Annotated in this window: 17 protein-coding genes; 9 read left to right on the forward strand and 8 right to left on the reverse strand. The window is 69.4% G+C overall.

The annotated features are described in order from the left end of the window. Positions 1-12: 12 nt before the first annotated feature. The 7 genes from AAD027_RS13775 to ccoN form a co-directional block, all read right to left on the reverse strand. On the reverse strand, positions 13-522 hold the full coding sequence (locus AAD027_RS13775) for a FixH family protein (RefSeq protein ID WP_341726595.1): 510 nt from the start codon (positions 520-522) through the stop codon (positions 13-15). Next, positions 519-2,111 carry a 4Fe-4S dicluster domain-containing protein gene (locus AAD027_RS13780; protein WP_341726596.1) on the reverse strand — a complete coding sequence of 531 codons (1,593 nt, stop codon included), beginning with the start codon at positions 2,109-2,111 and terminating at the stop codon, positions 519-521. The genes AAD027_RS13775 and AAD027_RS13780 overlap by 4 nt, the downstream gene beginning before the upstream one ends. Before the next feature lie 105 nt (positions 2,112-2,216). Further along, entirely contained in the window at positions 2,217-2,513 is a 297-nt protein-coding gene (locus AAD027_RS13785; protein ID WP_341726597.1) for a hypothetical protein, read from the reverse strand. After that, the gene (gene ccoP / locus AAD027_RS13790) at positions 2,510-3,448 is read right to left on the reverse strand and encodes a cytochrome-c oxidase, cbb3-type subunit III (protein ID WP_341726598.1); all 939 of its coding nucleotides are present in this window, start codon (positions 3,446-3,448) and stop codon (positions 2,510-2,512) included. Before ccoP ends, AAD027_RS13785 begins: the two co-directional genes overlap by 4 nt. Continuing rightward, positions 3,445-3,588 carry a cbb3-type cytochrome oxidase subunit 3 gene (locus tag AAD027_RS13795; protein WP_341726599.1) on the reverse strand — a complete coding sequence of 48 codons (144 nt, stop codon included), beginning with the start codon at positions 3,586-3,588 and terminating at the stop codon, positions 3,445-3,447. Before AAD027_RS13795 ends, ccoP begins: the two co-directional genes overlap by 4 nt. Position 3,589: 1 nt before the next feature. After that, the gene (gene ccoO / locus AAD027_RS13800; RefSeq protein ID WP_341726600.1) at positions 3,590-4,210 is read right to left on the reverse strand and encodes a cytochrome-c oxidase, cbb3-type subunit II; all 621 of its coding nucleotides are present in this window, start codon (positions 4,208-4,210) and stop codon (positions 3,590-3,592) included. Between the two features lie 10 nt (positions 4,211-4,220). After that, positions 4,221-5,660, reverse strand: coding sequence for a cytochrome-c oxidase, cbb3-type subunit I (ccoN, locus tag AAD027_RS13805; RefSeq protein ID WP_341726601.1), 1,440 nt, complete (start codon positions 5,658-5,660; stop codon positions 4,221-4,223). A 203-nt stretch (positions 5,661-5,863) separates the two neighbouring features. Between ccoN and AAD027_RS13810 the strand changes: the two genes are divergently transcribed. From AAD027_RS13810 to AAD027_RS13835, 6 genes are all read left to right on the forward strand, one after another. Then, entirely contained in the window at positions 5,864-7,450 is a 1,587-nt protein-coding gene (locus AAD027_RS13810) for a cytochrome ubiquinol oxidase subunit I (RefSeq protein ID WP_341726602.1), read from the forward strand. A 12-nt stretch (positions 7,451-7,462) separates the two neighbouring features. Beyond that, entirely contained in the window at positions 7,463-8,611 is a 1,149-nt protein-coding gene (cydB, locus tag AAD027_RS13815; protein WP_341726603.1) for a cytochrome d ubiquinol oxidase subunit II, read from the forward strand. Positions 8,612-8,623: 12 nt separating this feature from the next. Continuing rightward, positions 8,624-8,740, forward strand: a complete 117-nt coding sequence (gene cydX, locus AAD027_RS13820) for a cytochrome bd-I oxidase subunit CydX (RefSeq protein ID WP_341726604.1) — start codon at positions 8,624-8,626, stop codon at positions 8,738-8,740. Between the two features lie 269 nt (positions 8,741-9,009). Beyond that, on the forward strand, positions 9,010-10,503 hold the full coding sequence (gene xylB, locus AAD027_RS13825) for a xylulokinase (protein WP_341726605.1): 1,494 nt from the start codon (positions 9,010-9,012) through the stop codon (positions 10,501-10,503). A gap of 48 nt (positions 10,504-10,551) precedes the next feature. Continuing rightward, positions 10,552-11,886, forward strand: coding sequence for a xylose isomerase (gene xylA, locus AAD027_RS13830; protein WP_341726606.1), 1,335 nt, complete (start codon positions 10,552-10,554; stop codon positions 11,884-11,886). 95 nt (positions 11,887-11,981) lie between these two features. Further along, the gene (locus AAD027_RS13835; RefSeq protein WP_341726607.1) at positions 11,982-13,415 is read left to right on the forward strand and encodes a sugar porter family MFS transporter; all 1,434 of its coding nucleotides are present in this window, start codon (positions 11,982-11,984) and stop codon (positions 13,413-13,415) included. Positions 13,416-13,495: 80 nt separating this feature from the next. Here AAD027_RS13835 and AAD027_RS13840 read toward each other — a convergent pair whose 3' ends face one another. Next, positions 13,496-14,557, reverse strand: coding sequence for a LacI family DNA-binding transcriptional regulator (locus AAD027_RS13840; RefSeq protein ID WP_341726608.1), 1,062 nt, complete (start codon positions 14,555-14,557; stop codon positions 13,496-13,498). A gap of 200 nt (positions 14,558-14,757) precedes the next feature. Between AAD027_RS13840 and AAD027_RS13845 the strand changes: the two genes are divergently transcribed. Genes AAD027_RS13845 through manD form a run of 3 tightly spaced genes read left to right on the forward strand, consistent with a single transcriptional unit; the run spans position 14,758 to position 20,161 of the window. Then, complete coding sequence (locus AAD027_RS13845; protein WP_341726609.1) at positions 14,758-16,896, forward strand: alpha-glucuronidase family glycosyl hydrolase; 2,139 nt, start codon at positions 14,758-14,760, stop codon at positions 16,894-16,896. Positions 16,897-16,928: 32 nt separating this feature from the next. Continuing rightward, a complete protein-coding gene (locus tag AAD027_RS13850) occupies positions 16,929-18,905 on the forward strand; it encodes a sialate O-acetylesterase (RefSeq protein ID WP_341726690.1) in 1,977 nt (658 codons plus the stop codon). Beyond that, entirely contained in the window at positions 18,902-20,161 is a 1,260-nt protein-coding gene (manD, locus tag AAD027_RS13855; RefSeq protein WP_341726610.1) for a D-mannonate dehydratase ManD, read from the forward strand. Before AAD027_RS13850 ends, manD begins: the two co-directional genes overlap by 4 nt. Positions 20,162-20,213: the final 52 nt, after the last annotated feature.

The following is a 20,213-nucleotide window of genomic DNA, read 5'->3' on the forward strand; positions in this document are numbered from 1 at the left end:
GGCTAGGGCCTGTTAGTCGCTTCGCTGCGAAGGGGCGACGCGGGCGGCCCGGGTGTCCTTCTCCAAGCGACCGCGCAGGCGCCAGCTGCCATCGTGCGCGGCGAGCTGCAGGTTCCAGTTGTGATCGGCCTCGATATCGCCCTCCGCGGTCCAGCCGTTCGCCGTGCGCGCCAGGGTCAGGTGCCGGTCCTCGGCCGCCTGCGACGGATGCGCCAGGGTCAGCCGCAGGTCGCCGGTGCCGAAGTCGCCGGTGACCGGGACCACCGCCACATGGTGTTCGTGCGACTGCACGATGGCGCTGAGGTCCATCGCCCGCGCCAACTGGTCCGGGCCCAGGTCGGTGGTCTGGATCTGCGCCACGCGCTGCACGTGGTCGGTCACGCTGTCGGCGCCGCCGGCCCGCACTGCCGTCACCACCAGCCCCACGCCGGCGACGATGGAGGCCAGCGGCAGGCCGAACACCAGCCACAGCATGGGTTCTTTCCAGAGGGGGCGCGAAGGGGAGGTCGTGAGTGTGGTCATGGCAAGGGTCCGAAGTAACTGCTCTCCACCGTCCTGGCTTCACCGCCATCCTCGCCCTGCACATGCAGGGTGACCGCATGGCGCCCCTGCACGCTGGCCGGCGCGGTGGCGACCACCGGCAGCGAGAGCACCTGCTCGGGGCCGGCCTCCACCGTCAGGCTGTCGCCGCGCAACCGGATGCCGGGCGTGGTGGAAGTGAGGGTGATGCGGTAACGGTGCGGCTGCCGGTCCTTGTTGACCAGCTTGAGCGTGTAGCCGTTCTCGATGGCGCCGCCGCCGACGTCGCGGTACAGCGCGTTGCGGTCGCGCAATACCTCGGCGATCAGTTCGCTGCGGTGGCCCACGCCCCAGGCCCAGCCGCCGGCCAGCGCCAGCAGGATCGCGCCGTAGACGAACACGCGCGGCCGCAGCACCCGGGTGGGCTTGCCGTCGATGGCGTTCTGGGTGGCGTAGCGGATCAGCCCGCGCGGGTAGCCCATCTTGCCCATCACTTCGCCGCAGGCGTCGATGCACGCGCCGCAGGCGATGCATTCGTATTGCAGGCCGTTGCGGATGTCGATGCCGGTGGGGCAGACCTGCACGCAGATCGTGCAGTCGATGCAGTCGCCCAGTTGCTCGGGCGCGAACTTCGGCAACGGTTCGGCGGCCACGCCCGCGCCGGCGAAGGTGATGGTGCCGCGCGCCTGCAGGCGGTTGTCGGCCGCGGTGGGGTGCGCGTTGGCGCGGAACACGTAGTCGTAGGCGGTGGCCTTGTCCAGCAGGCCGCGCGCGCGTTCCAGCACGCTGCCCAGGCCGCGCCTGCGCGGCCCGCGCGGTTCGCCGCGCATCGGGTCGTAGGCGATGATCAGGGTGTTGCGGTCGAACATCGCGCTCTGGAAGCGCGCGTACGGGCACATGTACTTGCAGACCTGCTCGCGCAGGAAGCCGGCGTTGCCCCAGGTGGCCAGTGCGTAGAACAGCACCCAGAAGGTTTCCCATCCTCCCCAGGCGAACGGCCAGGCGCGCGCGGCCAGGTCGGCGATCGGGGTGAAGAAGCCGACGAAGGTGAAGCCGGTCCACAGCGCGAACAGCAGCCACAGCGCGTGCTTGCCGCCCTTGCGCAGCAGCTTGCGCGCGCTCCACGGCGCGGCGTCCAGCTTCATGCGCGCGCCGCGGTCGCCTTCGGTCCAGCGCTCCATCCACAGGAACACCTCCGTCCACACCGTCTGCGGGCAGGCATAGCTGCAGAACAGCCGGCCGGCCAGTGCGGTGAAGAAGAACAGCGCCATCGCCGCGATGATCAGCAGCAGCGCCAGGAACAGGAAATCCTGCGGCCAGAACGACAGCCCGAACACGTAGAACTTGCGCGCCGGGAGGTCGAACAGCACCGCCTGGCGGCCGTCCCAGCGCAGCCACGGGAACAGGTAGAACATGCCCAGCAGCCAGAACACCGCCGTCACGCGCAGGCGGTTGAGCGTGCCGGAGACGTCGCGCGGATAGACCTTGCGTTCGCTGACGTAGAAGGAATTGCCCTGCGCGTCCACCACGTCCAGCGGGATGCTGCGGCGGCGGTCGGATTCGCGGGCGGGCGTGGGGCTGGCGGGCGACATGAGCGATGGGCGTGTGGCGGGGTTCATGCTCGCGCCGGCGCGCCAAGCGCGGCAGCGACGGTTTGTCGCAGGGGCGGTGCGGTGGGCATGGGCCGGCTCGCCGCGTCAGTCCGGCGGCAGCGCGCGGTTGAAGCGGCTGGACGGGCGCAGCAGGATCCAGGTGAACAGGCTGCTGCCGGCGGTGGCGAGCCAGAACATGAAGAAACCCAGCGTGTAGCCCAGTTCGCGGCCGACCGGCAGCTCGGGGAAGGTCATGTCGCGCAGCGTCAGCGGATCGACGAAGGCGAAGAACACCATCGTCGCCACGCCCGCGGCGAAGAAGCTCGGCCAAAGGACCGCCCCGACGCGCTGCGCGAGCGGCCGGGGCGGGTGGTCGAACACGGGCTGGCGGAAGTCGCTCATCGCGCGGCGCCGGTGCCGCTTCCGGGCGGGGGGCGGTTGGACAGCGACCATACGTAGGCCGCCACCAGCCGTGCGCGGGTCTCGCCCAGCAATTCGCGATGGGCGGGCATCACGCCGTGGCGGCCGCCGGCGATGGTCTGCCGCAGGCTTTCCTTGCTGTCGCCGTACATCCAGTAGGCGTCGGTCAGGTCGGGCGCGCCCAGCTCCGGATTGCCCTTGCCTTCGGCGCCGTGGCAGGCCACGCACAGGCCGTTGTACAGCGCCTTGCCCTGCACGGCCAGGTAGTCGTTGCGGATGGTTTCCGGCCGCGACAGCGTGCGCACGTAGGCGATGGTGTAGTCCACCGCGTCCGGGCCGCCCATGCTGGTCAGCGCGGTGCCCCACTCGGGCATCACGCCCTGGCGGCCGTCCAGCACCGTTTCCAGGATCCGTTCCGGCGAACCGCCCCAGTGCCAGATGTCGTCGGTCAGGTCGGGATAGCCGATCGCGCCCTGGCCGGACGAACCGTGGCAGGTGGCGCAGGTGTTGCTGAAGATGGAACGGCCCAGCGCCAGCGCCTTCGGATCGCCGGCCAGCTGGTCGATCGGCCGCTGCGCATAGGGGCGGAAGGTCTCTTCCAGCTTGGCGTCCTCCACCGCCTTCCTGGCCGCGTGCTCGCCGCCGGAGGACCACTTGCCCGCGCCGGAGAAGCCGCCCAGGCCGCCGTACCAGGCCAGGTAGCCCAGGCCGAAGACGATGGTCAGGTAGAACAGGTTGATCCACCAGCGCGGCAGCGGCTTGTTGTATTCGGTCAGGTCGCCGTCCCAGACGTGGCTGGTGTCCTCCGGCGCCGGGTCGCCGGGTCGGCGGCGCGCCGTCCACCACAGCAGCCAGACGCAGCCGACGATGTTCAGCGCCACCAGGCCGACGATGTACCACGACCAGCCGCTGTTCATGCCTTGCTCTCCCCGTCGTCCTCGTCCAGCGGCAACGCCGCGGCGTCATCGAATTCGGCCTTGCGGCGCGGGCTCCACGCCCAGATCCAGCCGGCCACGAACAACACCAGCAGCACCGCGGTGACTATTCCGGAAACCATCTCAACCTCCTCGCGGCGCGTGCTTGCCCAGCGCCTGCAGATACTCGACCACGGCGTCCAGCTCGCTCCTGCCGGCCACGTCGGCGGCGGCGCTGGCGATCTCCTCGTCGGTGTACGGGTCGCCCAGCTTCCGCAGCGCCTTCATGCGCGCGGCCACCTGCGCGCCGTCCACCGTGTTCTTCTGCAGCCAGGGGAAGCCGGGCATGTTCGATTCCGGCACCACGTCGCGCGGATTGATCAGGTGCACGCGGTGCCAGTCGTCGGAATAGCGGCCGCCGACGCGGGCCAGGTCCGGCCCGGTGCGCTTGCTGCCCCACTGGAACGGGCGGTCGTAGACCGATTCGCCGGCCAGCGAGTAGTGGCCGTAGCGCTCGCTCTCGAAGCGCAGCGTGCGGACCATCTGCGAGTGGCAGTTGTAGCAGCCCTCGCGCACGTACACGTCGCGCCCGGCCAGTTGCAGCGCGGGGTAGGGCTTCACGCCCTCCAGCGGCTGGATCGCCTCGGCCTGGAACATCAGCGGCACGATCTCGGCCAGTCCGCCGAAGGACACCGCCACCGCGATCAGCACGGCCATCAGGCCGACGTTCTTCTCGATCTTCTCGTGGGAGTTGCTGTTGCTCATCGTCGGGGCCTCAGGCGCGCGCTTCGGACAGGTCGACCGGCAGGATCGGTTGCGCGGCGACGGACTTGGCGGCCTGGAAGGTCTTCCAGGTGTTCCACGCCATCACGCCCATGCCGCCCAGCACCAGCAGGCCGCCGCCCAGGCGGATCAGGTAGTAGGGATAGGTGGCGTTGAGCGCCTCGACGAAGCTGTAGGTCAGCGTGCCGTCGTCGTTGGTGGCGCGCCACATCAGGCCCTGCATGACGCCGGCGATCCACATCGAGGCGATGTAGAACACCACGCCCAGCGTGTGCAGCCAGAAGTGCAGGTCGATGGCCTTCACCGAGAACATCCGCTCGCGTCCCAGCAGGCGCGGCAGCAGCGCGTAGATGGAACCCACCGAGATCATCGCCACCCAGCCCAGCGCGCCGGCGTGCACGTGGCCCACCGTCCAGTCGGTGTAGTGGCTCAGCGAGTTGACCGTCTTGATCGACATCATCGGTCCCTCGAAGGTGGCGATCATGTAGAACGAGATGGCGACGATCAGGAACTTCAGGATCGGGTCGGTGCGCAGTTTGTGCCACACGCCCGACAGGGTCAGGATGCCGTTCAGCGCGCCGCCCCAGGACGGCGCCAGCAGGATCAGCGAGAACACCATGCCCAGCGACTGCGCCCAGTCCGGCAGGGCGGTGTAGTGCAGGTGGTGCGGACCGGCCCACATGTACACCGCGATCAGCGCCCAGAAGTGCACGATCGACAGCCGGTACGAGTACACCGGCCGCCCGGCCTGCTTGGGCACGAAGTAGTACATCATCCCCAGGAAGCCGGCGGTCAGGAAGAAGCCCACCGCGTTGTGGCCGTACCACCACTGCACCATCGCGTCGACCGCGCCGCTGTAGACCGGGTAGGACTTGCCGAAGCCGACCGGGATGGCGATGTTGTTGACGATGTGCAGCAGGGCGACGGCGATGATGAAGGCGCCGTAGAACCAGTTGGCCACGTAGATGTGCTTGACCGCGCGCCTGGCGATGGTGCCGAAGAACAGCACCGCGTAGGACACCCAGACCACGGCGATCAGGATGTCGATGGGCCACTCCAGCTCGGCGTATTCCTTGCCCTGCGTGTAGCCGAGCGGCAGGGTGATCGCCGCCGCGACGATCACCGCCTGCCATCCCCAGAACACGAACGCGGCCAGCCGGTCCGAGATCAGCCGCACGTGGCAGGTGCGCTGGACTACGTGCAGGCTGGTGGCGAACAGCGCGCAGCCGCCGAACGCGAAGATCACCGCGTTGGTGTGCAGCGGCCGCAGCCGGCCGTAGCCCAGCCACGGCACGTCGAAGTTGAGCGCCGGCCAGTACAGCTGCGCCGCGATCAGCACGCCCACCGCCATCCCCACGATGCCCCAGACCACGGTCATCACCGCGAACTGGCGCACCACCTTGTCGTTGTATGTCCCCTGGACGCCTTGCATGCGGCCTCTCCTTCCTGATCGCGACGGATTCTCGGCCGCCGCTCACGCGGGCGCATTGATCCAGATCAACGCGGCCGCGGCGGGCGGGAGCGCGGGGCGGGCCGGGCGGGGGATGGGCGCCGGGACGGGTGCGACCGATGGTCGCGCCCACCGTCGCGTCGATGGGTCTAGAATCGCCGTCAATCCACTCGGTAGCCGCCGCCATGCCGGATATGACCGTAGTCGAGCTTTCCCGTCTGCAGTTCGCGCTGACGGCGATGTACCACTTCCTCTTCGTGCCGCTGACCCTGGGACTGTCCTTCATGATCGCCATCATGGAGAGCGTCTACGTGATGACCGGGCGCGACATCTGGCGCCGCATGACGCTGTTCTGGGGCACGCTGTTCGGCATCAACTTCGCCATGGGCGTGGCCACCGGCATCGTCATGGAGTTCCAGTTCGGCATGAACTGGTCCTACTACAGCCATTACGTCGGCGACATCTTCGGCGCGCCGCTGGCCATCGAAGGCCTGATGGCGTTCTTCCTGGAGGCCACCTTCATCGGCCTGTTCTTCTTCGGCTGGGACAAGCTGTCCCGCGTGCAGCACCTGATGGTGACCTGGCTGGTCGCGCTGGGCACCAACTTCTCGGCGCTGTGGATCCTGATCGCCAACGGCTGGATGCAGTATCCGGTGGGCGCCGAATTCAATCCCGTCACCATGCGCATGGAGGTCACCGACTTCGCGGCCGTGCTGTTCAATCCGGTGGCGCAGGCCAAGTTCGTGCACACCGTCAGCGCCGGCTACGTGCTGGGCGCGGTGTTCGTGATGGCGATCAGCGCGTTCTACCTGCTGCGCGGACGGCACGCGGACCTGGCCAAGCGCTCGATGGCGGTGGCGGCCAGCTTCGGCCTGGCCGCGTCGCTGTCGGTGGTGGTGCTGGGCGACGAGAGCGGCTACGTGACCGGCGAGAACCAGAAGATGAAGCTGGCCGCCATCGAGGCGATGTGGGAGACCGAGCCGGCGCCGGCGGGCTTCACCGCCTTCGCCATCCCCAACCAGGAAGCGCGCGCCAACCACTACGCGGTGCACATCCCGTGGGTGATGGGCCTGATCGGCACGCGTTCGTTCAACACCGAGATCCCCGGCATCGGCGAACTGGTGGATCGCGCCGAGGGCCGCATCCGCAACGGGCAACTGGCTTACGCGGCGCTGCAGCGGCTCCGCGCCGACCGCGGGGACGCGCAGGCGAAGGAGATCTTCGACCTGCATTGGCGCGACATGGGCTACGCGCTGCTGCTGAAGCGCTATCGCGAGGACATCGGCAACGCCACCGGACAGGAGATCGCGCGCGCCGCGGCCGATACCGTCCCGCGCGTGGCGCCGCTGTTCTGGAGCTTCCGGCTGATGGCCGGCATCGGCTTCTACTTCATCGCGTTCTTCGCGCTGGCGTTCTGGCTGGCGACGGTGCAGAAACTGGACCGGTACCGCTGGTTCCTGAAACTCGCCCTCTACAGCCTGCCGTTGCCGTGGCTGGCGATCGAAGCCGGCTGGCTGATCGCCGAGTACGGGCGGCAACCATGGGCCATCGACGGCGTGCTGCCGACCTTCCTGGCCGCGTCGGGGCTGAAACTGCACCAGGTCGTCATCTCGCTCACCGGTTTCGTGCTGATCTACACGACATTGGCGGTCGTGGACGTGTACCTGTTGCGCAAGGTGATCCTGAAGGGTCCGGACGACGTGCCGGACGGAGAACGGCGAACCGATCAGCCGGGCACGCCGCTGGCGCCTGCCCCCACGACCGCGGCCTGACAGGAGGACGACATGGACACGATTCCGCTCGACTATTCGACCCTGCGCCTGATCTGGTGGCTGTTGCTGGGCATCCTGCTGATCGGCTTCGCCGTGATGGATGGCTTCGACCTGGGCATCGGCACGCTGCTGCCGGCGGTGGCGCGCACCGACGCCGAGCGCAGGCTGGTGCTGAACGTGGTGGGTCCGGTGTGGGAAGGCAACCAGGTCTGGCTGATCCTGGGCGGCGGCGCGATCTTCGCCGCATTCCCGGCGCTGTACGCGGTCAGCTTCTCGGGCTTCTACCTGGCGATGTTCCTGATCCTGTTCGCGCTGATCCTGCGGCCGGTCGGCTTCAAGTTCCGCAGCAAGGTGGAAGACAAACGCTGGCGCGCGGTGTGGGACTGGTCGCTGTTCGTCGGCGGGTTCGTGCCGGCATTGGTGTTCGGCGTGGCGATGGGCAACGTGCTGCTGGGCGTGCCGTTCCATTTCGACGACACGCTGCGGATCCACTACACCGGCGGATTCTTCGGCCTGCTGTCGCCGTTCGCGGTGCTGTGCGGCCTGGTCAGCGTCGCCATGCTGGTGACGCATGGCGCCAGCATGCTGGTGATCAAGACGGACGGCCCGGTGGCGGCGCGTGCGCGCCGCTTCGGCACGCTGTCGGCGCTGGCGACGGCGGTGCTGTTCGTGCTGGCCGGCGTGTGGATGGCGCTGGGCGTGGACGGCTACTCGCTGGTCGGCGCCGCGGTCACCGACGCCGCGTCCAATCCACTGTTCAAGCAGGTGGCGAGCGCGCGCGGCGGCTGGATGGCCAACTACCAGGCCATGCCGTGGACCTGGATCTTCCCGGTGGTGGGCGTGGCGGCGTCGCTGGCCGCCGCGCTGCTGCTGCGCGGCGGTCGCGGGATGGCGGCGTTCCTGGCCTCCGCGCTGGCCATCATCGGCATCATCCTGACCGAAGGGCTGGCGGTGTTTCCGTTCCTGCTGCCTTCCTCGAGCCATCCCGCCTCCAGCCTCACGCTGTGGGATGCTTCTTCCAGCCATCTGACCCTGTTCGTGATGCTGGTGGCCACCTGTGTGTTCCTGCCCCTGGTGCTCCTGTACACCGGTTGGGTGTACCGTGTGCTGCGCGGCAAGGTGAGCCCGGAAAGCATGGAACAGAACCACAACGCCTACTGAGGAGCGACGACCATGTGGTATTTCAGCTGGATACTGGGCGTGGGCCTGGCCGCGAGCTTCGCCGTGCTCAACGGCATGTGGTACGAGATGCGCGAGAACGACCGCGAGGCGACGAAGCGCGAGCCGTAGCGATCCGGCCAGCGGTCGCCACCGGACAGGCGTCGGAGCGAAGACCCCGCTGCAGGCGGGGTCTTTTCGTTCGCGGCGCCGGTCCTCGCAAGTCCCTGTTCCGCCGCGCATTCCGCACCGCAGCAAGCAGTTTCCGGGACTGCTGGTACAGTGCGCCCATCTCCGGCTGACCCAAACCATTTCTCCATGCTGCTGGCCGTTCCAACCCGTGCCGCTTTTTTTTGCGGCAAAAATGGTAGCGCTAACTTTCCTGTCCGCGGAGCCCGGCCATGACCCTGGTCGCCGGCATCGACGCAGGCACGCAGAGCGTGAAGGTGGTGGTGTACGACCCGGCCGCGCGCCTGGTCGTGGCCAGCGCCAGCGCGCCGCTGGAACTGATCAGCGGCGATGACGGCAGCCGCGAACAGCATCCGTCCGACTGGGTGGCCGCGGTGCAGGCGTGCTTCGGCCGTTTCGACGCCGAAGTGCGCGGGCGCATCGCCGCGCTGGCGGTTTCCGGCCAGCAGCACGGCTTCGTGCCGCTGGATGCCGACGGCCAGGTGCTGGCCCCGGCCAAGTTGTGGAACGACACCAGCAGCGCCGCCGAGTGCGGGCAGATCATGGACGCGGTGGGCGGCGCACAGCGCTGCATCGAACTGGCCGGCAATCCGATCCTGGCCGGCTACACGGCCCCGAAGCTTCCATGGACGCGCAAGCATCGCCCCGATGTCTACGCGCGGTTGGCGACCATCCTGTTGCCGCACGACTACCTGAACTTCGTGCTGACCGGCCGGACCTTCTGCGAGTACGGCGACGCGTCCGGCACCGGCTGGCTGGACGTGCGCACGCGGCAATGGTCGAAGGACCTGCTGCGCGCCACCGATCCGCAGCGCGACCTGTCCGCCTGCCTGCCGCCGCTGGCGCCGCCCGATGCGCTGTTCGACGTGGCCCCGGCCATTGCGGCGCAACTCGGCCTGCCGGCCACGGCGAAGGTGGCCGTGGGCGGCGGCGACAACATGATGGCCGCCATCGGCACCGGTTGCGTGGCCGAAGGCCGGCTGGCGATGAGCCTGGGCACCTCGGGCACGCTGTTCGCCTACTCGGACACCCCGGTGGTCGATCCGCAGGGCGCGTGGGCCGCGTTCTGCTCCTCCACCGGCGGCTGGCTGCCGCTGATCTGCACGATGAACTGCACCGCGGCCACCGAGCAGGTGGCCAGGCTGTTCGGCTTCAGCACGCGCGAGGGCGATGCCTACATCCATGCCACGCCGCCGGGCGCGGACGGGCTGACGCTGCTGCCGTTCCTCAACGGCGAGCGCACGCCGGACCTGCCGCACGGCAAGGGCGTGCTGGCCGGCCTGGACCCGCACAACATGAGCCCGGCGCACGTCTACCGCGCGGCGATGGAAGGGGCCACCTACAGCCTGAAGTACGGCTACGACGCCTTCGTCCGCGCCGGCCTGCGCTTCGAGCGCATCGTGCTGACCGGCGGCGGGGCCAACAGCGCGGCCTGGCGGCAGATGGTGGCCGACGTGTTCGACCTGCCGGTGGACGTGCCGCGCCAGGCCGAGGGCGCGGCCTTCGGCGCGGCGCTGCAGGCGCTGTGGTCGCTGCGCCGCGCGCAGGGCGACGCCACGCCGCTGTCGCAGCTGGTCGAACACCACATCGCCACCGATCCCGCATTGGCCGCCGTGCCGGATCCGGCGCGCGCGACGGCCTACCGCGCGCCGTACCAGCGCTTCCTCCACCACCTCGATGCCGTCACGCCGCTCTATGCCGGCTGACGACGCTCCCTTCACCGCACCGACGCACAACCACAGGACCCCCGCACCATGAGCACGCAGCCCTTCATCGGCGCCAAGGAATATTTCCCCGGCATCGGCCGCATCCCGTTCGAGGGGCGCGGCTCGGACAACCCGCTGGCCTTCAAGGTCTACGACGCCGGCAAGAAGATCGGCGGCAAGACGATGGCCGAGCACCTGCGCTTCGCGGTGTGCTACTGGCACACCTTCTGCAACGCCGGCCACGATCCGTTCGGCCCGGGCACGCGCCGCTTCCCGTGGGAAGCCGGCACGCCGATGGCCACCGCCGAGGCCAAGGTCGATGCCGCGTTCGAGTTCTTCACCAAGCTGGGCGTGCCGTACTGGTGCTTCCACGACATCGACCTGGCGCCCGACGCCGACGACATCGGCCAATACGAGAAGAACCTCAGGCACATGGTCGCGCTGGCCAAGGCGCGCCAGGACGCCACCGGCATCAAGCTGCTGTGGGGCACGGCCAACCTGTTCTCGCACCCGCGCTACATGAACGGCGCGTCCACCAACCCGGACTTCGCTGTGGTCGCGCGCGCGGCCGTGCAGGTGAAGAACGCGCTGGACGCCACCGTCGAGCTGGGCGGCGAGCATTACGTGTTCTGGGGCGGCCGCGAAGGCTACGCCTCGCTGGTCAATACGGACATGAAGCGCGAGGTCGAGCACTTCGCCCGCTTCCTGGCCGCGGCGCGCGACTACGGCCGCAGCATCGGCCTGAAGGGCAACTTCCTGATCGAACCCAAGCCGATGGAGCCGATGAAGCACCAGTACGACTTCGACAGCGCCACCGTCGCCGGCTTCCTGAAGGATCACGGGCTGGAGAAGGACTTCAAGCTCAACATCGAGGCCAACCACGCCACGCTGTCCGGCCACACCTTCGAGCACGACCTGCAGGTGGCCTCCGACCACGGCCTGCTGGGCAGCATCGACGCCAACCGCGGCAACGCGCAGAACGGCTGGGACACCGACCAGTTCCCGACCGACCTGTACGACACCGTCGGCGCGATGCTGGTGGTGCTGCGCCAGGGCGGCCTGGAGGGCGGGCTGAACTTCGACGCCAAGGTGCGCCGCGAATCGACCGACATGGAAGACCTGTTCATCGCCCACATCGGCGGCATGGACGCGTTCGCGCGCGGGCTGGAAGTGGCGCACGCGCTGCTGACCGATTCGCCTTGGGAACAGTGGCGCAAGGAGCGCTATGCCAGCTTCGACGGCGGCGCCGGCAAGGACTTCGAGGCCGGCAAGCTCGGCTTGCTCGATCTGCACGCGCTGGCGCTCGGGAACGGCGAGCCGAAGCAGCTCAGCGGCAAGCAGGAGCGCTACGAGAACCTGCTCAACCAGTACCTGCTGCGCTGAGCGGTCGATCCCGTCCCTCCGCGCGCATGGCCGCGCGGAGGGCCAGAAGGCAGTGCGTTTTCCAGTCCGGATCCACGAGGGGAGCGGTCAGCGGAATGAGCAGCACCACACTCAACGGCGCCAATGCGGCGAACAGCGGCGAGAACACCCGCTTCATCATCCTGATCAGTTGCGTGGCGACGATCGGCGGCTTCCTGTTCGGCTTCGACAGCGGCGTGATCAACGGCACCGTCGATGGCCTGAAGCAGACCTTCCAGTCCAGTTCGGCGGGGATCGGCTTCGAAGTGGCGTCGATGCTGCTGGGTTGCGCGGTGGGCGCGTTCTTCGCCGGCCGCCTGGCCGACCGCTGGGGACGGCGCGCGGTGCTGATCATCTCGGCGGCGCTGTTCCTGGTGTCGGCGATCGGCGCCGGCGCGGCGCACAGCTCGCTGGTGTTCATCGCCGCGCGCGTGCTGGGCGGTTTCGCGGTGGGCGCGGCCAGCGTGATGTCGCCGGCCTACATCGCGGAGGTCGCATCGGCGCGCTACCGCGGCCGGCTGGCCACCGTGCAGCAGATCGCCATCATCAGCGGCCTGTTCTGCGCCTTCCTCAGCAATTACCTGCTGGCCAGGATGGCGGGCGCGTCCACCGAAGCGCTGTGGCTGGGACAGGCGGCGTGGCGCTGGATGTTCTGGATGCAGGCCGCTCCCTCGCTGCTGTTTTTCGTGCTGCTGCTGGCCATTCCGGAGAGTCCGCGCTACCTGGTGGTGAAGGGCCGCACGGCCGACGCGCTGGCGGTGCTGACCAGGCTGTACGGCAACGACGAGGCGCAGGCCAAGCTGGGCGAGATCGAGGCCTCGCTGTCGCAGGACCAGCATCGCCCGCGGCTGTCGGACCTGATCAACAGGGCGACGGGCAGGATCCGCCCGATCGTGTGGATCGGCGTCGGCCTGGCGACGTTCCAGCAACTGGTCGGCATCAACGTGGTGTTCTACTACGGCGCGGTGCTGTGGCAGGCGGTGGGCTTCTCCGAGAACGACGCGCTGCTGATCAACGTGCTGTCCGGCGCGCTGAGCATCGGCGCCTGCCTGGTCGCGCTGGTGCTGATCGACCGGATCGGCCGCAAGCCGCTGCTGTGGATCGGCTCGGTGGGCATGGCGGTGTCGCTGGCGCTGGTCACCACGGCCTTCGCCAGCGCGTCGCTGGACGCGGCCGGCAAGCTGGCGCTGTCCGATGCGATGGGCCTGCTGGCGCTGGTGGCCGCCAACATCTACGTGGTCTTCTTCAACATGTCCTGGGGTCCGGTGATGTGGGTGATGCTGGGCGAGATGTTCCCCAACCAGATCCGCGGCTCCGGGCTGGCGGTGGCCGGCGCGGCGCAGTGGACTTCCAACTTCGCCATCACCGTGACCTTCCCCATCCTGCTGGCCGGGATCGGCCTGGCGGGCGCGTACGGCATCTATACGGTGGCCGCGATCGTCTCCGTGTTCTTCGTGCTCAGGTACGTCTACGAGACCAAGGGCAAGGAACTGGAACAGATGGTGGGTTGAGGCGGCCGATGTCTCCCCGCATCGCTGTTTCCATGGTCGTGGCGGAGGGCGCCGGCTTGAAGGCCGGCGCGCCGGGCCGTTTACTTCCGCCTGGGCGGGGCGGCCACCGAGTCGCGCGCGATCAGCCGGTGCGGGACCACATGGTCCATCAACACGCGCGTGCTGCGGTCCTTGCGGCGGATGTTGCGCAGCAGGACATCGATGGCCGCGTTGGCCATCGAGGCGATGGGCTGGTGGATGGTGGTCAGCTCGGGCCACACCGTGGTCGCCGCGGAGGTGTCGTCGAATCCCACCACCGACAGGTCGCGCGGCACGTCCAGGCCGCGGCGGTGCGCCACCGAGATCGCGGCGGCGGCCATGTCGTCGTTGCTGGCGAAGATCGCGCTGGGCGGGCGGCGGTGCGCCAGCAGTCTTTCCGCCGCCTTCAGGCCGGAGCGGTAGGTGTAGTCGCCCTGCTGCACCAGCGTGCTGTCCAGCGCGATGCCGGCCTCGTCCAGCGCGGCCTGGAACCCCTGGAAGCGGCGCGCACTGGCGCTCAGGTCGGGGCGGCCCTTGATGAAGCCGATCCGCGTGTGGCCCTGTTCGATCAGGTGTTCGGCGAGTTCCTTGCCGGCGCGGAAGTCGTCGATGCGCACGCAGGAGATGTCGTCGCTGAAACGGCCCGAGGCGATGGCGACCACCGGGATGTGGGCGCGCACCAGCTCGGTCACCGCCGCACGGGATTCGCACAGCGGCGGCGGCAGGATCACGCCGTCCACCCGCTTGGCCAGCGCGCGGGCGGCCTTGCGCTCGGACTCGGCGTCCAGGTCGTCCCAGTAGTCGATGACCAACTGTATGGCGGTGCGCGAGGCCACGCGCAGCAGGCCGACCAGCAGTTCGCGCAGGTAGGCGCCGCTGGGGTTGGTGTAGATCAGCGCGATGCGCGTGTGCTGCGCCGCGGCCAGCGAGCTGGCGGCCATGTTCGGCGTGTAGTCCAGTTCGCGCACCGCGCGCATGACCCGCTCGCGGGTGGCGTCGCGCACCTTGCCCTGGCCGTTGACGACGCGCGAGACGGTCATCGGCGAGACGCCGGCCAGTGCCGCCACTTCGTCGATGGTGACGCCGCTGCTCTTGCGGCGCACGGATTTCCTCGGTCTTTCCAAACTCGTTCCTTCAATCGGCGGAGGGACGCGGGCGACGCGTTCCGGCCGCTTCGATGCAGATGCCACAGGGGAAGCTCATGAAACTCGATCCAGGGCGGGTTATCCAGCCGCCAAGGATGTTACCGCCAACCTCCACGCGCCGCGACGGCCCTTCCTCCAGGCTCGCGGGGCGTGCGTGCGGGCGGTGGCTGGCGGTCCTGATGCTGGGCCTGCTTGCGTTCGCGGTGCAGGCCGAGGATGGCCACGACCTGTGGATGCGCTACGTGCCGATCGATGCCGCGAATGCCGCGGCATCGCGTTCGCACGCCACCGAACTGGTGGCGGCCGATGCCACGCCCGTGCAGTCGGCGGCGCGGGCCGAACTCGCCAGGGGATTGGGCGGCCTGCTCGGCGTCGCACCGGCGATGTCGGACACCGTCACGCGGGATGGCGCCGTGGTCGTCGGAACGCGAGCCTCCTCCCGCGTCATCGCGCGCTTGCGCCTGGATACCCGCCAGCTGGGGGCGGAGGGCTACCTGATCCGCAGCGTGCGGGTGGATGGCCACGCCGCCACGGTGATCGCCGCCAACGAGGACATCGGCGCGTTGTACGGCGCGTTCCATTTCCTGCGCCTGCTGCAGACCGGGCAATCGCTCGAAAACCTCGACCTGCGCGAAGCGCCGCGGGTGAAGCTGCGCGTGCTCAACCACTGGGACAACCTGGATGGGCACGTGGAACGCGGCTACGCCGGCGCTTCGATCTGGGACTGGCACAAGCTGCCGGACTGGCGCGACCCGCGCTACACCGACTACGCGCGCGCCAACGCGTCGCTGGGCATCAACGGTACCGTGCTCAACAACGTCAACTCCAACGCGTTGAGCCTGACCCCGATGTACCTGGAGAAGACGGCGGCGCTGGCCGACGTGTTCCGGCCCTACGGCATCCGCGTGTACCTGAGCGCGCGCTTCAGCGCGCCCATCGAGATCGGCGGACTGGAGACGGCCGATCCGCTGGATCCCGCGGTGCGGCGCTGGTGGAAGGACAAGGCCGACGAGATCTACCGCACCATCCCGGACTTCGGCGGTTTCCTGGTCAAGGCCAACTCGGAAGGACAGCCCGGCCCGCAGGACTACGGCCGCACGCACGCCGACGGCGCCAACATGCTGGCCGACGCGCTGGCGCCGCACGGCGGCACGGTGATGTGGCGCGCGTTCGTCTACTCGCACGAGGAGCCGGACGACCGCGCCAAGCAGGCCTACACCGAGTTCGTGCCGCACGACGGCCGGTTCCGCGGCAACGTGCTGGTGCAGGTGAAGAACGGCGCCATCGACTTCCAGCCGCGCGAGCCGTTCCATCCGCTGTTCGGCGCGATGCCGAAGACGCCGTTGATGATGGAGTTCCAGATCACCAAGGAGTACCTGGGCTTCGCCACCCACCTGGTCTACCTGGGTCCGCTGTACGAGGAGGCGCTGAAGGCGGACACGCGGGTGCGCGGCCCCGGTTCCACCGTGGCGAAGGTGATCGACGGTTCGCTGCACGGCGACACGCTTCCCAAGAGCCGGACCACCGGCATGGCCGGCGTCGCCAACATCGGCGCCGACCGCAACTGGAGCGGTTCGCATTTCGACCAGGCCAACTGGTACGTGTTCGGCCGGATGGCGTGGAACCCGGAGTCGTCGGCGCGGGCGATCGCCGACGAATGGGTGCGGATGACGTTCTCCAACGATGCCGCGTTCGTCGGACCCGTCGTCGAGATGATGATGGGCTCGCGCGAGGCGGCGGTGGACTACATGACGCCGCTGGGCCTGCACCACCTGATGGGGCGTGGCCACCACTACGGCCCCGGCCCGTGGGTCGAAGGCGGTCCGCGCGCCGACTGGACCTCGGTGTACTACCACCGCGCCAGCCGGGACGGCATTGGTTTCGACCGCAGCGCCACCGGCAGCAATGCGGTGGCGCAGTACGCGCCGGCCGTGGCGGACGAATTCGGCGACGTGGAGCGCGTGCCGGAGGAATTCCTGCTCTGGTTCCACCACGTGCCGTGGGATCACCGCACCGCGTCGGGCCGTCCGCTGTGGGACGAACTGGTGCACCGCTACACGCGCGGCGTGGACTACGTGAAGAAGATGCGCGGCACCTGGCAGGGCCTGGAAAGCCGGGTCGATGCGGAGCGCCATGCGCAGGTGGCGTCGTTCCTGGGCATCCAGGAGAAGGAGGCGCAGTGGTGGCGCGACGCCAGCATCGCCTATTTCCAGACCTTCTCCGGCCGGCCGCTGCCGGAAGGCGAGGCGCCGCCGGCGCATTCGCTGGAATATTACGAATCGCTGCAGTTCCCGTACGCGCCGGGGGACGGCAAGTGACCGCCCGCACCCTCTCGTCGCGCCTGGCCGCCATGGCGTTGCTGGTGTCGTCGCTCGGCTGTGCCGCACCGGGCGCGGGCGCGCAGGAGGCGTCGCCGACGCCGTTGCTGCATGCGATGTTCCAGGACCACGCCGTGCTGCAACGGAATGCGCCGATCCGCGTCTGGGGCCGGGCGAAGCCGGGCGAGGACGTCCGGGTCGCTTTCGCCGGCAAGCGCGTACGTGCGCGCGCCGGTGCCGATGGCCGCTGGGACGCCGTGCTGCCGGCGCTGAAGGCGGGCGGCCCCTATACGCTGACGGCCAGTGCGGGCGGCGCGACGCAGACCGTCGCCGACGTGCTGGTCGGCGACGTCTGGTTGTGTTCCGGCCAGTCGAACATGGAACTGCAGGTATGGCGTTCGCTCGACGCGCGCGCGGAGATCGCCGGCGCGGCCAGCGACACGATCCGCCTGCTGAGCGTGCCGCAGAACGGCGCGGCGACGCCGCAGGAAACGTTCCAGGACCCCGTGCAGTGGCGCCCCACCACGCCGGAGTCGGTGCGCGATTTCTCCGCCGCGTGCTTCTACTTCGCCCGCGAACTGCAGAAGACCGTCGATGTGCCGATGGGGCTGATCGCCGCTGCCTGGGGCGGTTCGCGCATCCAGGCCTGGACCAGCGGCGAAGCCTTGCGCGCGACAGGCCTGTACGACGACGAACTCGATGTGCTGTCGCTGTACGCGGACGATCCGGTGGCCGCCGTGGGCCGCTGGGGCGAAGTATGGGGGCGCTGGTGGAAGAGGCGCGACGGCGTGGCGGCCGGCGACGAGCCGTGGAGCGGCGCCCGTGCGACCGGCGGGGATTGGCGCACCGCGCCGCCCGCGCTCGGCGCCTGGGAGCGCTGGGGCGTGCCGGAACTGGCCGAGTTCGACGGCCTGGTCTGGTACCGCACGGGGGTGAAGTTGACCGCGCAGCAGGCGGCGCAGGACGCGGTGCTGGTGCTGGGCCCGGCCGACGAGATGGACATGACCTGGGTCAACGGCCGCGCGGTCGGCAGCACCTACGGCGCCGGCACGGGACGCGAATACCCGTTGCCGTCGGGCCTGCTGCGCGAGGGCGACAACACCGTCGCGGTCGCCGTGCTCGACACCTACCGCGACGGCGGCCTGGCCGGACCCGCGTCCGCACACCGGTTGCGCTTCGCCGACGGTTCCAGCGTGGCGCTCGGCAGCGCATGGAAGTACCGGGCCGTGCCGGGCTTCGACTGGCCGCCCAACGCGCCGTGGCAGAGCGCGGCCGGCCTGTCGACGCTGTACAACGGCATGATCGCGCCGGTCGGCCGCTACGGCCTGCGCGGCATGCTCTGGTACCAGGGCGAATCCAACACCTCGGAGGCCGCGCTCTATGCGGACCTGCTGCGCACGCTGCGCGGCGACTGGCGCGCGCGCTTCGGCGAGGGCCTGCCGCTGCTGGTGGTGCAACTGGCCGGCTACGGCATGCCCGGGCAGGCACCTCAGGAGAGCGGCTGGGCCGCGCTGCGCGAGTCGCAGCGCCAGGTCGCCGCCGAGGACCGCGGCACCGGGCTGGCCGTCGCCATCGACATCGGCGACCGCTACGACATCCATCCGCCGAACAAGCAGGAGCTCGGCCGCCGCCTCGCGCGCGCGGCACGGCACGTGGTCTATGGCGAGAAGCTGCCGCCGTCCGGGCCGGTGCCGCTGTCGGCCAGGCGCGCGGACGACGCGGTCGTGCTGAGCTTCGGCGACGTCACCGGCGAACTCGGCGCGCAGGGCGCCGACGGTCCCATCGGTTTCGAGCTGTGCGGCACGCAACCCGGCACCTGCCGCTATGCCGACGCGAAGGCCCGGGGCGACACCGTGACCCTGCGCGGTCCCGTGGCGCGCGCGGCCACGCACGTCCGCTACTGCTGGGCCGACGGCCCGGTGTGCACGCTGTTCGACGGCGCCGGCCTGCCGGCCGGTCCCTTCGAGATGGCCCTTCCCCCGATCTCCCCCGACGACCACGCACGATGAACACGCCCACCGCCACCGAAACCACCCGCCACGGTTCCTCGCGCGACCGCGAGATCGTCGATGCGAAAGTCATCGTCACCTGCCCGGGACGCAACTTCGTCACCCTGAAGATCATCACGCGCTCGGGCGTGCACGGCCTGGGCGACGCCACCCTCAACGGCCGCGAACTGTCGGTGGCGTCCTATCTGTCCGACCACGTGGTGCCCAACCTGATCGGCCGCGACGCCGGTCGCATCGAGGACCTCTGGCAGTTCCTCTACCGCGGCGCGTACTGGCGGCGCGGCCCGGTGACGATGACCGCCATCGCCGCGGTGGACGTGGCGCTGTGGGACATCCTGGGCAAGATGGCCGGCCTGCCGCTCTACCGGTTGCTCGGCGGCCGCTCGCGCGAGGGCGCGCTGGTCTACGCGCACGCCAACGGCCGCGACATCGCCGAGGCCAGCGACGAAGTCGGCAGGTACATCGAGAAGGGCTTCCTGGCGGTGCGCGCGCAATGCGGCGTGCCGGGCGTGAAGAAGGCCTACGGCATTTCCAGCGGCGGCAAACCCTACGAACCGGCCGAAAGCGAATTGCCGGCCGAAACGGTCTGGAACACGCCACGCTACCTGGAGACCGTGCCGAAGCTGTTCGAACAGCTGCGCGCCGACCACGGCAACAACGTCGAACTGCTGCACGACGTGCACCATCGCCTGACGCCCATCGAGGCGGCGCGGCTGGCGCGCGACGTGGAGCCGTACCGCCTGTTCTGGCTGGAGGACGCCACGCCGGCGGAGAACCAGAAGTCGTTCGAACTGATCCGCCGGCACTCGGTCACGGCGCTGGCGGTGGGCGAAGTGTTCAACTCGATCTGGGACTGCAAGCACCTGATCGAGAATCAGCTGATCGACTACATCCGCACGACCATCGTCCACGGTGGCGGCATCACCCATCTGCGCCGGCTGGCCGATTTCGCCGCGCTGCACCAGGTGCGCACCGGTTTCCACGGCGCCACCGACCTGTCGCCGGTGTGCATGGGCGCGGCGCTGCACTTCGACACCTGGGTGCCGAATTTCGGCATCCAGGAATACATGTTCCATTCCGACCGGACCAACGAGGTGTTCCCGCACGACTACGCGTTCCGCGACGGTCGCCTGCACGTCGGCGACACGCCCGGCCATGGCGTGGACATCGACGAGACGCTGGCGGCGAAGTTCCCGTACGCACCGAAGCAGTTGCCGGTCGCGCGGCTGGAGGACGGCGCGATGTGGGACTGGTGACGTGGATCGTCCGAAGAAGACGCCAACATCCGGCCGTCGTCCCCGCCTGCGC

This window comes from Pseudoxanthomonas putridarboris, assembly GCF_038321125.1.
GTDB classification, from domain to species: Bacteria; Pseudomonadota; Gammaproteobacteria; order Xanthomonadales; family Xanthomonadaceae; genus Pseudoxanthomonas_A; species Pseudoxanthomonas_A putridarboris.